This window comes from Foetidibacter luteolus (genome assembly GCF_009650435.1).
Lineage (GTDB): Bacteria > Bacteroidota > Bacteroidia > Chitinophagales > Chitinophagaceae > Foetidibacter > Foetidibacter luteolus.
Genome location: NZ_VVIP01000033.1, coordinates 26514 through 41217, shown reverse-complemented (window position 1 = coordinate 41217; position 14704 = coordinate 26514). Strand labels below are relative to the sequence as shown.

The 14704-nt window shown below is 44.3% G+C and carries 9 protein-coding genes; 4 read left to right on the top strand and 5 right to left on the bottom strand.

Features of this window, described 5'->3' with window-relative positions:
* The first annotated feature begins 232 nt into the window (after window positions 1–232).
* Window positions 233–1552 (top strand): carbohydrate porin, encoded by a 1320-nt coding sequence (locus F0364_RS08930; protein WP_153797429.1) that lies wholly within the window; start codon window positions 233–235, stop codon window positions 1550–1552.
* A gap of 211 nt (window positions 1553–1763) precedes the next feature.
* Here the strand turns inward: F0364_RS08930 and porU2 are convergent, their stop codons facing one another.
* Complete coding sequence (gene porU2 / locus F0364_RS08925; protein ID WP_153797428.1) at window positions 1764–6671, bottom strand: putative type IX secretion system sortase PorU2; 4908 nt, start codon at window positions 6669–6671, stop codon at window positions 1764–1766.
* Between the two features lie 174 nt (window positions 6672–6845).
* Between porU2 and tyrS the strand changes: the two genes are divergently transcribed.
* Window positions 6846–8123 carry a tyrosine--tRNA ligase gene (tyrS, locus tag F0364_RS08920; protein WP_153797427.1) on the top strand — a complete coding sequence of 426 codons (1278 nt, stop codon included), beginning with the start codon at window positions 6846–6848 and terminating at the stop codon, window positions 8121–8123.
* Between the two features lie 946 nt (window positions 8124–9069).
* The gene (locus F0364_RS29425) at window positions 9070–9204 is read left to right on the top strand and encodes a glycerophosphodiester phosphodiesterase family protein (protein WP_153797458.1); all 135 of its coding nucleotides are present in this window, start codon (window positions 9070–9072) and stop codon (window positions 9202–9204) included.
* Window positions 9205–9267: 63 nt separating this feature from the next.
* Here F0364_RS29425 and F0364_RS08910 read toward each other — a convergent pair whose 3' ends face one another.
* Together F0364_RS08910 and F0364_RS08905 are read right to left on the bottom strand one after the other, a co-directional pair.
* Window positions 9268–9648: a VOC family protein gene (locus F0364_RS08910; protein WP_153797426.1), complete on the bottom strand. Its 381-nt coding sequence runs from the start codon at window positions 9646–9648 to the stop codon at window positions 9268–9270.
* A 22-nt stretch (window positions 9649–9670) separates the two neighbouring features.
* On the bottom strand, window positions 9671–9919 hold the full coding sequence (locus F0364_RS08905) for a hypothetical protein (RefSeq protein WP_153797425.1): 249 nt from the start codon (window positions 9917–9919) through the stop codon (window positions 9671–9673).
* Between the two features lie 634 nt (window positions 9920–10553).
* On the opposite strand from F0364_RS08905, the gene F0364_RS08900 reads away from it, so the two are divergent.
* The gene (locus tag F0364_RS08900) at window positions 10554–10994 is read left to right on the top strand and encodes a hypothetical protein (RefSeq protein WP_153797424.1); all 441 of its coding nucleotides are present in this window, start codon (window positions 10554–10556) and stop codon (window positions 10992–10994) included.
* Between the two features lie 76 nt (window positions 10995–11070).
* Here the strand turns inward: F0364_RS08900 and F0364_RS08895 are convergent, their stop codons facing one another.
* Together F0364_RS08895 and F0364_RS08890 are read right to left on the bottom strand one after the other, a co-directional pair.
* Complete coding sequence (locus tag F0364_RS08895) at window positions 11071–13311, bottom strand: Tex family protein (RefSeq protein ID WP_153797423.1); 2241 nt, start codon at window positions 13309–13311, stop codon at window positions 11071–11073.
* A 158-nt stretch (window positions 13312–13469) separates the two neighbouring features.
* The gene (locus F0364_RS08890; protein WP_153797422.1) at window positions 13470–14156 is read right to left on the bottom strand and encodes a zinc metallopeptidase; all 687 of its coding nucleotides are present in this window, start codon (window positions 14154–14156) and stop codon (window positions 13470–13472) included.
* Window positions 14157–14704: the final 548 nt, after the last annotated feature.

The following is a 14704-nucleotide window of genomic DNA, read 5'->3' as shown; positions in this document are numbered from 1 at the left end:
CCTTATTAAAAATACTGGTGCGTCCTATGCATCAGAGTCATGTCCAAAGGCGGGGCGATTCTTCGTCCTGCCGATTTTTACCATCAGGGATTTGCTTTTAGGTAGTTAGGGTTGTCCCAACGTTCGGGACTACTATTAAGCGCCGGTTGTGTCACTCACTTGTACGCTTTGTCCGCTATGCAGCAATGTGCAACCGGTTTTGTTTAAACAATATTCATTAAATGCATCTGCAATGAAAGCCATAGTTAGTTTCTTTATTACTATCAGCCTGGCAGCAACATGCGCAGCCCAGCAGGATTCAGCGGTTAATAAAAAATTTTCCATTCACTGGCAGGCTACTGCCATACCGCAATATCATTTCGGCTTTAAATCTCCCTACAGCGGGTTAAACAGCCTGCAGGCATCAGAACCATTAAAAACATCTTTTACTACAACACTATACCTGGCTTATAAACCGTTTCGCAGCACCTACCTGGTATTCGATCCCGAAGCTGCGGGTGGTAAAGGTTTAAGCAAAACGCTCGGTGTGGCTGGCTTTCCCAACGGAGAAATATACCGTGTAGGAGATCCGGCTCCTAAGCCTTATATAGCACGGCTGTATGTCGAGCAACGCTTTCCGTTATCGGATAAAAAAGAAGCTGTAGAGGGCGGTTTAAATGCCATCCAGGAAACAACCAACAAAGAGTATATATCTGTATTGGCCGGCAAATTCAGCCTTACAGACTTTTTTGATAATGGCGCCATCAGCCACGACCCCCGCACCCAATACCTCAACTGGGGCTTAATGGGCAGCGGCGCATGGGATTACCCGGCCAATGTGCGTGGCTATACACTGGGGCTTGTAATCCAGGCTTTGTATCATGATTTTGCGTTGCGTTATGCCATTACCAGCATGCCCACCGAAGCCAACGGCGCCAGCCTGCAATGGAAGTACAATAAAGCCATGGGCCAGGTGCTGGAACTGGAGAAAGAACATCTCTGGCAAAAAGATGACACACATTTCGGCACGTTACACGCCGGTGTTTTTTGGAATAAAGCAAGAATGGGCAATTACGAAACATCCATAAAAAACAGCTTGCCATCGTACGCCCCGGATATTACCGACAGCCGCGTATATGGCCGCGATAAATTTGGTTTTTATGGCAGCATAGACAATCATTTTGGCAAATTCCATCATTTCATCAAAGCCAGTTGGAACGACGGCAAAAACGAAACCTGGGCCTTCACTGAAATTGACAGAAGCTTTGCTACCGGCGTAAGCCTGGATGGTTCCCTGTGGAAAAGAAACAACGACCATTTCGGCATGGCTATTTTGGCCAACCGTTTATCCAAACCTCACCGGGATTACATTGCTGCAGGCGGTTACGGATTTCTTATTGGCGACGGCAAACTAAATTATGCGCCGGAAGAAATAGCGGAGTGTTATTACTCTTTCAACTTTTTTAAGTGGCTGTACATCAGCCCTGACTATCAATTCATTCTTCACCCGGCCTATAATAAAGACAGAGGCCCGGTTAATGTTGCAGGGTTAAGGGTGCATGTGGAGATCTAATCCAGCACGGGGAGAGAAAGATGATATGTTCTTAGATTTTTTTCCTGTGGGTAGGCTGTTGAGTAGTATTCCTGACGTACAAGTGACACAAGGGACGCTTAATAGTAGTCCCGACGTTCGGGACAGCTAAGTACAAAAAGATTCGTAACAAAAGACCGGCCTGCATTACTGCAGCCGGCCTTTTTGTTTCACCCTAAAAACATATTTTAACTTAATAATGGTGTTTTTGCACTTTGAATGTTTTTATCTCGTTCCCGTCATCCACCTGTACAATATAAGTTCCCGAAGCAAGATTGGCTACGTTTAAAGAGACATTGTTAACAAAGGTTTGCTGCCGCAGCATTTGTCCCTGCACGTTGAACAGCCTTACAACAGACCTGCCGTTATCCTGCCTGGCCACTGAAACATTCAGGTATTGGCTGAATGGATTAGGATAAGCCATTGTTGCAGTTACCTGGCCCAGGCTTACTATTTCGATGTTGGAGTAAGTGGTCATGCCATCCTTATCAACCATTTTAAGACGGTAGTAATTTTTGCCGCTTACAGGGCTGGTATGCAGAAGGCTGTATGCATACTTTCCGGCCACATTGTTGTGTTCAGCGTTTACTGTTCCGATAGCGGAGAATGATCTTCCGTTGCTGCTAAAGAGAACCTCGTAATGGTCAAGGTTTTTCTCGTCAGTTACTTCCCACTTCACCTGAACATTTTTACCTGCGGGAACAGCTTTGAAACTTGCAAGCTTAACAGGAAGTGTATAGTCTCTTTCAATTTTTACATACTGGTACAGGTAATTATTGAAATAATACTGCTCAGCTTCGGCTTTATCGGGGTTTACATGCAGGTAAAGATTGTATACACCTTCAAGCGCAGATATATCTATTGCAAAGGAGATAAGCGCAGTGTCGCCTGCAGCCAGCACCCTGGTTGGCTTTACGACATATTCAATCGCGTTGCCCAGGCTGTCGTACAGTACCAGTTTTACTTTAAGCTGGCTTGTAAAGTTTGCATCGCTGATATTTTTGAAAGCAACCACACCCTTCAAAGTATCCTTCATTTTGTTAATACCGTGATTGTAATGTATCAATGAAGGAATATCGAATGCCAGGTTAGGTGCAATAGCGCCTTCCGGGTATGGCTGGTATTCAACCGACCATTTTTCCAACTGGTATGGTGTTGCTTTAACGCCATCAGCATTTTTCATCCTGAGCTTAAGATATGGATAAGCAGAAGCATCTATGGATGAAATATCAAATTCCCTGGTATCGCCATCAACAGTATAAAGTACGTTGGTTTCGCCATTAGCCTTAACACCTGTTATTTCATAAGCAATGGAATCAACACCATCAAGCGCGGGGCCATCCCATTTAAACTTGCTGAACGCTTTACCGGGGCCAAATAGTGGGGAAGTTATATAGCCGATCGTGTCTGAAGCAGGGATGTTAACAGATAGGTTTACACGGTCGTACAGACCTTCTGAAAATTGTACAACAGGAGCAAAACGATTGCCGTCATTCTTTTTATATACCGCAACAAATGTTCTTGGATAAGTATAAGGATCAAGGTTAACGCCTTGCTGCTTAAACCTGTGATACAGTGAATTACCCGCTCCATACAAGGCTGTGTCTGATGCCCAATCCGTAGGAGCCCAATCGGCATTACCAGCGTCGTAAATACGTTTTGCAATTACGTAAGAACCGTTTGGAACGGCATCCAGGAAGTCCATAGCATTTTTCCTTGCTTCCGGGTAAGTGCTATAGAATTCAAAATTGTTTAACCGCAGTGGCGAACAAACCCATGCCGAATTAAATGCCTGTGATGGATTTGGCATGGGCTTGAGGCTTAAAGAATCAAGCACATGAAATATCATTGAATTGCCGATACATGCGCTGGCTGCAATTACGGTACCATTAACCTGCGTACTGAAGTGGAATTCCTCTGTACCGCTGTATGGATAAATGGATTGCTGCACAAAAACATTCGATAAGGTGTGGGCAAAACTATACTTGCGTGAAGCGCTATCCAGCAATAACCCATCCAATATAGATTTGGTATGCTGGTAAAAATGCGCCTGCATAAAGCCTTTGTTGCCACCCTGGATATGTGTGAATGATGATACATTCCAATTGGGCTCACTGTCGTTGGCCGCAATGCGCCAGTAATATACAGTATTGTTGAGTGTAAGTGCAACAGTGCCGGCTTCAACCAATCCCCCGGCTGTAGTTTTATAAATCGTTTGCTTGAAAGGGGAATTGAAGAGAGCTGTTGTATCCATTTCAATAATGTAATCCTGCTCCTTCTCAAGCGCATCAGCGGTTGAACCTATCAGTTGAACGGAATTGCCCGTTACAATTGAATAATTATAAGGATAAACAGGCTTTACATCACTACCGATAATCTTGAAGGAAGCTGTAGCCACATTGTTATTCTCTGTTACTTCAGCCAATTTATTTTCTTCATCAATAAATACCGTGATGAAGCCAATCCCTTTATCCCTGTTAGCAATAATGGGCAATTTCACCTCAATTGAAGCCGAAGATGCTACCGGTCTCATTTTTTTGCTGAAGATGAAAACGCTGTCGCCTGAAGGAAACTTTCTGTAGAAATTCAATGTTACAGAATCAGCAGAAATACGCCCCAGGTTATACACGCTAACTTTTACCGGCAAAACTTCATCTGCTACTGATATGGATTTAGCTATCTGTATGCGGCTTGAATCTATCGCGTAATCAGGCAAATCAAAACTATTCATTTTTAAAGCCGGGTCGCCATGAAATTCGTATTGTTCTGCGTGAATACGGGCGAAGAAATCAAAGATGCCCAGTTGGCTTAAGGTTTGAGAAATGGCCTCCTGCGAAATTTCACTAACCGGTTTGCCATATTTGGTTTTGGCTATGGCTGTATAATAATTTTTAGTGAACGCGTCAAGATAGGGCACAGCACCAAAACTGGTGGTCGCAATATAGCCGATGGCACCTCTGGCCGGCTCAAAAACAAATTTTTCCGAAGTTGTTGAACGAATATTAAGCCTTTCCTGCTCAAAGCCAAAAATGTTTCCGGCTAAACACCCATTCACTATAAAAAGAGGGTATTTACCTTTATTGTTGTATTCGTTCGGGTTACTTAAGCTAAAGTCGAGGCTGGTTTGAGACGAGTGGCCAAAATATTCTACAAGGCTGGCCCCTTGTTCGTAAACAGACTTAAAGTTTATGATTGCTTTAGGATAGCTGGCAGGATCGGCGGTTTTGCTAAAGCTGGTTACCACACCGCCAAACAGTGTGTCGCTGATAATTTTTTTGTAGTTATCATTATACGCGTCAAGCGTGGAGCCTAAAACAGCATCGCTTGCGCCCGTTAAATGTAATACATTACGCATCCAGGCTTTTTCATCAATAGTGTTGGGGCCACTGCTTTGAGATGCTTCATACTCCATAATCTTTTTCAGGTAATTACCTACTTCTGCGGGCGTAGCAGCCGAAAGCCTGCCTACCGGTGTAGCAACCACCGGGTTCATATCTTCAGAACACATCAGGTTGTCAGACCCTGGATACCCCCAGGTGGGTACAAGGTTCGTCTTGTCGGCCACAGCATTACTCTCATTCTTCCGGTAGCTGGCATAATCAACACCTTTACCAAGCAGGAAAACCATCCTGGGAGCTTCAGAAAAATTTTTCCTGGCGTAACGGAGAAAATTCTTGATGGCAAGAGGGTGCTTTTTAATACCATATGCAAACTGGTCGGTAAGTTCGTTTACATCTATCAATTTGGCGTTAAAGCCACCGCCTGCGTCAGAACTGCGGTATGCCCTGTATTGTTCAACGTAGTTATCCGATCCGGTTCCGTAAAGAATCGGATTGCTGATAATAAGGTAGTCACCCTGGCTGCTGGCTTTCTGATAATTTACAAATTTGCGGGTTTCAAACCCTGTTGCCGCCTGTGCCGCGGAGCCATCACTTCTTACCATTACAAGCTTATAATCAACAGAAGACGCATTCAGTAAGAACCGCCATGTACTTCCAGACCCTGCCACTGCTACATATCTCTTTCCATTGGCCATATCCAATAAAACCGGTAGCCCCGAGGTATTGCTAAAATTGCTTACACTAATTAACCTGCCGGTATCAGATGCCGGTAATGAAAATTCAAAGCTGCTGGCGCCGCCGAAATCAAATAGACGGGGATAGGTTAGTTCAACAGTAGCCACATTCATAAGGTCACTGGTTCCGCCGCTTAAATTTTCAATCACCACCGTTGCCTGGTCGTTCTGTATTTTTGAAACAGCTATATTCTTTATTTCGGGAGATGAGGTATTGAAGTAATTCATGGTAAACTGGCTAACCTCGTCCCCATTAATGCTCACTTTTACTTTACGCGGATTTAAGGCTGCACCAACGGCGTTTATTTTCAATGTCATTGCAGCGCCATTTGCATCCGCATGTAAATCTAGAAAACTTTGTGGTATAGGACCCTGGCCGCATCCACAAGCTACAGGCCTGGTGGGCCTGCTAACCCACATTTCACCACGGTCGTATGATGAAGAGTAAAGGTTTGTGCTGGCTACCGCGGCAAGCCCGGGATTAATATCAAACCTGTAATAGCGGCCAATTTTATACATGAAGTTTGCTTCGGGCTGTATGCTGGCTGTGGCCGCATTGTTGGCAGCATTTGTGTACCGCTTATTGTTACCGGAAGTATTAACAGTAAAAAAATAGGCTGCGGTATCGGTTTGCATGCTCCAGTAATCGGATAACTGGTAATCCGGTTGCCTGTATAAATCCCGGTCTATTTTGCCGTCATTTATTTCTCCCCAGAATTCTATGTAATCGCCGGCACCAGGCACACCTGCAGGTTTGGATGTATAGAGCATTACTTCCTCGCCGTTATGCCATAGCTGCAACTGCTCAAATGGTATATAGCCAATACCAGCGGAGGTAAGAGAAGCCTGGGAAATACGAACAACCCCTTTTTTTACAGGTGCATTCACTATATCAAAACCAAATGGGCCTATCTTGAACTTATAGTAGGTCTTGTTGAAGTCTATCCACTCGTTACGGTATGATTGAGAATACGCAGAGCAGTAACAGAGGGCAAGCAGCAGGACGGCTAATAATCTTCGTGGCATTTTCTTAGAGTTTGAGGATATTAGACATGGATTTTTTTGTGATAATAGAATACAAAATTGCGCTCTTTTATTTTAACACTCATCAACCAAGCCATTAATTAAGGATTAAAAAGAAGTTGCTTTACACTGTGAGCATACCTGCCAAGTACTTACTTTTGCGCAAAATTTCATGCAATGAACCTGGTTGAAGAGTTACGCTGGAGAGGTATGATACAGGATATAATGCCTGGTACAGAAGAACAGTTAAACAAAGAAATGACGGCAGCTTACATTGGCTTTGACCCTACTGCTGACAGCCTGCATATTGGAAGCCTGGTGCCAATATTACTATTGGTGCACCTGCAACGGGCTGGCCACAAGCCTTTTGCACTGGTAGGCGGCGCCACCGGCATGATTGGCGACCCGAGCGGCAGAAGTGATGAACGCAATTTGCTGAACGAAGAACAGTTGAACAAAAATCTTGACGGCATCAAAAAACAGCTTTCCCGCTATCTTGATTTTGACACAGTCAAACCCAATGCCGCTGTTATGGTAAACAACTATGACTGGTTTAAAGGCATATCCTTCATTGATTTTTTACGCGATACCGGCAAACACATTACCGTTAATTACATGATGGCAAAAGACAGTGTGAAAAAAAGGATCGAAGGAGAAACCGGCATCAGCTATACTGAGTTTGCTTACCAGCTTATGCAGGGTTACGACTTTTACTGGCTGTACCAGCACCATAACTGCAAGCTGCAAATGGGCGGCAGCGACCAGTGGGGAAACATTACTACCGGTACAGAATTGATACGCCGTAAAGCAGGCGGACAAGCCTTTGCCTTTACCTGCCCTTTGCTTACCAAAAGCGATGGTGGCAAATTCGGTAAAACCGAGCAGGGCAATGTTTGGCTTGATCCGGAAAAAACTCATGCTTTTAAATTTTACCAGTTTTGGTTAACTGCTACAGATGAAGATGCCAAAAAGTGGATTAAGATTTTCACCTTTTTAGGCAAAGGGGAAATTGATGAGCTGATTACAGCACATGAAAAAGATGCTTCTCAGCGCATTCTGCAAAAAACGCTGGCAAAAGCCATTACCATTTTTGTTCATGGAGAGGATGAGTATTTGAAAGCAACAGAAACAACTGAAAAAATATTCGCCAACAAAACCGCCCCGGCAGAAAGCCTTAGCGTGGAAGACCTGGAAGGGATGGAAGGCGTTGAGAAATTTGATTTTCCACGCACTAAAATAAAGGAAGGCATAGATATCGTAAGTTTCCTGGCCGAAACGGGTATTCTTGCCAGTAAAGGCGAAGCAAGAAAGATGTTGCAAAATGGGGGTATCAGCATTAACAGGATAAAAGTTGACAGTGTGCAGGAAATAATTAACGAATCAAAGTTGCTGCACCAACAGTACATCCTGGTGCAGAAAGGCAGGCGTAATCCCTATCTTGTTAAAATAGCCTGAACAACCTCTTTTACAACCTGCTTTTAGCTGTGTAAAACCTGCATATAAAGTGCGTAACGGGTGTAAAACAAACAGTTGATTTTTTTGGATTCCCGCTATAGGTAAACGTATCTTCAATGTACAATTGAGGAGCAGAATATCTGTAAAAAGATTGAATGCATCTTGAGGTGGAAATGCCTGTAAAAAGGCAATGAAGCCACGGAAGCATCGGGTTAGGAAAAGTATCGGAATAAGCAATTAGGAAGATACTGAACCAAACTTGGTGCTTTCTTTTTTATTTATGCTTATGTACCCATATCTCCCCCCTGTAACTATAAGAAGTCGTTTCAAAGACAATTCTTTTGGATACCAGCAGCGGTTTTTCATGGCATCGCCTCTTGCGTCGCAATCCTTTCATCGTTCGGCTATAATGGCGGCTCTGGTTTTATGCAAAATCTTCAAAACTAAATTTAAACAGTTCTCAGGCTGTGTACCCCATCATTTTTCTATTGCAAAATAGCTTAGAAATATGCCTTATGCCGAATGGCCAAACCATTAATACCCCCAGACGAATTCCCGGTGTGATCTTCACACTTGTTTCAGTGGGCAGCTATCCAGGCCACAAACAAACTTTAAACAACTAAAGCCTGTTGTACTATGGGGAATAGAGAACAAGGCGTTAACGAGTGCGACGCAACGACGCCTCATAGTGGCTCCTCCTGCCGGGCCCATAACCACTCTTCTGCCCCATGCATGAAATGCATGGCTACACATAACCCGCAATTAATATTTTGTTTACCCGGGAAGCATAACTTTACCGCCACACGCTAACGCATAAAAAAGCTTTTTTTCATTTGCGCACTCGCAATTACCGGGTATAGCGCTGCGCAAACTACCGTTAATAAAACTGCTTACTATCTTATTGCCCACCGTGGTGGCGTGGTGGACAGTATAAACGCGGAACGGCCTGCCGGCTTTGCAACAGGCTATTGAGCGTGGTTATAAAATGATTGAAATTGATGTACGCCTGACTAAAGACTGTGTACTGATTACCCAGCACGACGCTGCTGCATTCGCGGCCAGGTTTTCTAAAAGAAAATAAACTGCGACAGCCTTGTGGGTGAAGCCATCGCCAGTGTAGCGCATCATTAAAGTAGGGTTGGCATTATTCCTGTTCAATAGCTTCCGCTACGCGGATGTAATACCCATTGATATCAATAAAAGCAAATTCCTTAAGCTGGTAAGGATGTGTTCTTAATTCTTCGGCTAATTCAATTTGGCGTTGCTTAAACTCAGCAAATACCTGCTCTATGTTTTCAACAAACCATAGCAGCGGCAGCCGGTGGCGGCTGTTATTGATATTACTGGCGAAAGCGGGGTCTTCGGCAAAAAGAAGCCGCAGGCTGTCCCTTCTTATACCGCCGTCTTTTTCACCAAAGACCCATTCATCTGTAAAGCCCAGTTTATCCCGGTAATAATCAAGTGTTGCACGCAGGTTTTGTACCGGCAAATGCGGGCCGCTATTAATGAATTGTACTATGCTCATTTTATTGTTTTAGTGGTGCAAATCACTTGCATTCTTTTTGATAGATACCCCATACGCAATTCGAAAATTCTCCTGCGGCAAATTGTATCCTGCGCCGCTCATTTTGAATTTCATAAATGGTAAAACGATGAGTTTGCCCATACAACGGGTCTTTAACCTCAACACTTTCGCCAGTACTTTCCCATTTGCAATTCCAGATGTTTAATCCGCTTATTTCAAAGTATTCGCCATCCGGAATTGTTTTCACATGCTTCCATAAATCATCTACCATAAATAGTTTTGATATTAGTATTACTTACCAACAAGTTAAGCATTAAAATAAAGTGGAGCATAGTGGCTTTGGTTGTTCCATGTTCATTTGTTAAAGTTTACTATTAGCAGCGGGTATTGAAGAGCTTTTGCACTGTATCATTCAAACAAATCATAAGCCTTTTAAACTTCAACAGACTGGCAACCAGCAACTGGCAACCGGTAACTGTTGAATGAGCTTCTTCACTTCATCGTTCAAACAAATTATAAGACTTTTAAACTTCAACAGACCGGCATCCTGCAACCGGTAACCTGCAACCGGCTGTTGGGTGAGGGATTGAAGCGGTTACCCCGCTGAAGCCTTCGCAGCCGGGCTTTGTGGCGGAGTATGAGCGGAAAGCCCGGCCCCTTGCGCAGCTTGGGGACACCCCCTGAAATAAATATTCTCAAAATAGATTTTATACGCCGCGCAATTGTATCAAAACCGTCCGCAGTGAACGGATTTTGTTTCATTACCGGACACATATATAGTTGTTAATAGATTGTAAACAGAATGATTTTCATGTAGTTATACCGGCTGGCACGTTTTGGCACCACGTTGGACTTATACTATGCATCAAACGAAAATTATCTAACTCAATTTTAAAACAACATTTATGAAAAGGTTTTTTATCACTTCAGCTCTCATCATCAGTTTAGCAACCAGCGTAATGGCAAACGGTAACAAAGTTTACGGATTTACCGGCGCCAACGCATTCAGCAAGGCCTTTCCTGAAGCCACCAATGTAACAGTAAAAACTGTTGACCAGCTTACCAAGATAAGCTTTACATCCGGCAACCAAAACATGGAAGTATACTACTCTACAGAAGGTGAAATGGTAGCCCAAAGCAGGCATATTAAACTCAGCGAACTACCGGCAGGTTCCTCTGAAACCATCAGCAAAGAATACGGCGGCTGGACTATTACCGAAGCCATTGAATTTACCGACGAAGCAGACAACAGTGTACATTACTATGTTGGCCTTGGCATTAACAATAAGAGCATGATACTGGAGGTTAACAAGAACGGCGAAATAAGCACTTTTAAAAAGAAATAATTGCCCTCCTGAAAGCAAAAGAGATGCTGTAAGAATAAATACAGCATCTCTTTTTTATTACAGGAAAGAAAACTACTTACTTACCAAACTTTTTCTTTAAAGCAGCCAGGGCATCGTTAACACTCATGGCGCTCAGGTCTTTTTCTGCATTGTTTTTACGTGCAAGCTGTGGCCTGTTGCCACCCGGCCTTTTTGCGGGTGCTTCCTGGGTTTGTTTGATGGATAAGGCAATACGCTTACGGGGCATGTCAACCTCCAGCACTTTAACCTGCACTTTGTCATTAAGTTTCAGTACTTCGTTGGGGTCTGTAATGTATTGATGCGCTATTTCGCTCACGTGCACCAGGCCGTCCTGCTTAACGCCAATATCCACAAAAGCGCCAAAGCGGGTAATATTGGTAACAACGCCTGGTACTACCATGCCCACCTGCACATCCTCAATGGCATAAATGCCGGCAAACTCAAACTGCTCCAGTTCGCTGCGTGGGTCGAGGCCAGGTTTTTTCAACTCGTTCAATATATCCCTAACCGTAAGTTCGCCAAACTGCTCTGTTATATATTTTTTTGCATCAACCTGTTTAATAAGCGCTTCGTTGCCTATTAAAGCTTTCACTTCAACACCGGCATCAGCAGCCATCTTTTCAACAAGGTTGTAAGCTTCCGGGTGCACGGCGCTGGCATCCAGCACATTCTCTCCACCGTTAATGCGCAGAAACCCTGCGCATTGTTCAAATGCCTTACCGCCCAGCCGCGGCACTTTCAATAATTGGTTACGATGCGTAAAGCGCCCTATTTCGGTACGGTGTTTAATGATATTTTCAGCAAGGGTTGCCCCTATGCCGCTTACATAACCCAACAGATGTTTACTTGCCGTATTAAGGTTAACACCCACCGCGTTTACGCAGCTTACAACAGTCTGGTCAAGCCGCTCTTTAAGCCTGAACTGGTTTACATCGTGCTGGTACTGGCCAACGCCAATGCTCTTGGGATCAATCTTCACCAGCTCGGCCAGCGGGTCCATCAGCCTGCGGCCGATGCTTACCGCGCCACGCACCGTAATATCTTCGTTCGGAAATTCTTCTCTTGCCGTTTCACTGGCGGAATAAACGGATGCGCCATCCTCATTTACCAGGAACACGGGAAGGTTTAACTGCAGCTTTTTAATAAACTGCTCTGTTTCCCTGCCCGCCGTGCCATCCCCTACTGCTATCGCCTGCACATTGTATTGCGCTACCAGCTCACGAATTTTATGCTCGCTTTCGTGCATGCGGTTGTTTTCATGAATAAAAATGAGCCCCGTTTTCTGCAGGCCGCCATTTTCATCCAGGCAAACAATTTTGCAGCCGGTACGGTAGCCAGGGTCTATCGCCAACAGCCGTTTGCCGCCCAATGGCGAGCTTAATAATAACTGGCGCAGGTTTTCCGCAAATACATTAATGGCTTCTTCATCCGCCTTTGCCTTAAGCGCTGTTCTAAACTCCGTTTCCAGGCTGGGCTGTAAAAGGCGGCGGTAAGCATCTTTGATGGCTTTTTTAACATGCTCGCCGGAAGACGACATGCCTTTTATATATAACTTTTCAATAGACTCCATCGCCTCTTCTTCCACAGGGGCTATACCCATGCGCAGGTAGCCTTCTAAAAAACCGCGCAGCACCGCCAGTATACGGTGCGACGGTATTTTGGAAACCGGCTCACTAAACGCAAAGTAATCTTTGTACTTGGCCGCTTCGGTTTCTTTTTCCGGCAACACTTTGCTTTCAAAAGTGGCGGTATCCTCAAACAGCTTACGCATTTTGGAACGTACCTGTGCATCTTCATTTACTATTTCCGCAATAATATCCCTTGCGCCCTGCAGGGCATCATCGGCGGATTTAACGGCTTCCGTAACATATCTGGCAGCCTCTTCCGCAACCGGGGCATCCGTTTGTTCCAGCAACAGCATGGCAAGTGGTTCCAGGCCGTTCTCCCGGGCTGTTTGTGCTTTTGTTTTGCGTTTGGGCTTGTAGGGCAGGTAGATATCTTCCAGCTCAGCAAGGGTGGCCGCTTTGTTCAGTTTATCCTGCAAAGCGTCCGTCATTTTGTTTTGCTCGGTAATGGTTTTTTCTATAAATGCTTTGCGTTCGGTAAACTCTTTCAGTTGTTTGGCCTCATCCTGTATCTGCTGTATCTGCACTTCATCAAGTGCGCCGGTTTTATCTTTACGGTAACGGGCAATAAAAGGTATGGTTGCCCCTTCTGCCAATAAATCGAGCACGGCCTGCACCTGGGTTGTTTTCAGGTTAAGCTTTAGCGCTACAGGTTGCGAAAATTCTGTCATAATAGGCTGGTTTTACACAGTTTCTTTTTAAAGGGCAGCGAATGTAAGGCCTATCGGCAAAAGAAAAAATTGGTTTTGTGGCAGGCTGACAGGTGTAAATGCGTTGGGGCACGATGTATCGTGCCCCAACGGTATATTATTAATTAATTATTAGCCGGTTAATTCCTGTTCCTGCTTCCGAGGAATATCATTATATACTGTACCAGGGTGGCAATGGAAGCCAGTGCAGCAACAACATAAGTAAGTGCGGCCCATTTCAGGGCATCTTTTGCCTTGGTTTGCTCTTCGCCACGGGTTACGTTGGTTCTTTCCAGCCAGGCAAGCGCCCTGTTGCTGGCATCAAATTCCACAGGCAATGTTACAACAGAGAAAATGGTGGTTAGCGCAAAAAGAACAATACCACCCAATAGAAGTGCAGGGAACGTGTTGATCATCAATATGCCGGCCAGCAGTACCCATTGAATGATGCTGCTGCTGAACTGTACAACCGGCACCAGCCTGCTGCGTATCATGAGCCAGCTATAGGCTGTTGCATGCTGAACAGCGTGCCCGCATTCGTGGGCGGCTATGGCTGCGGAGGCAATACTGTTGCCATTGTACACTTCCGGGCTAAGGTTAACGGTCTTTTCCAGCGGGTTATAATGGTCTGTAAGAAAACCATCTACAGATATAACTTTTACATCATAAATACCGTTTTCCCTTAGCATTTTCTCAGCCACTTCCCTACCCGTAAGCCCAGACAACAATGGCATTTGGCTATACTGGTTAAACCGGCTTTTTAATACCCCTGATACAAGCATGCTAATGCCTACAAACAACAGGGAAACTAATAAGATTGAGTTCATTTTAATGGTTTTAAATTGTCATTGCAAATTAGTAACCAATTCAAAAACAAGTAGTTAAATGTTATATTTGACATTTAAAATAGCCAGAATGGCATGGCAAAGCAACCTTAGGTGCCAAAATGCTGCAATCGCATTCAAAATTAAGCCCTAAATGGGCCTGAAAGTTATCAACAAGACCAAAAAATAATTTTGTAATGTGCCCCATTATTGTAATTTAGTGGCAGAATTTAATGGGTTAGTAAGTAAAGGGCCGGTATTTTTACCGGCTCTTTTTTTGTGCCGTAATAATACCCTTCAAAAGCCGGCAGAACAGGAATAACCCGTCATTTTTATCAAGCCAGATATGTACACAATCCCTAAGATATATTCTAAATCGTTATGGCGCCGACGACAGTACTGCTATGAGGCTTGGGTTGTTTCCAATGCTGCTGCTTCGTCAGGCAACATTGCTCACTTGTACGTCTGGTAATTCTATGCGGCAATTCCGGGTTAGCTTATTCTTCTTTTCGCTATATAAACCTTTGTGACCTGCTATGGATGCTTTAAAA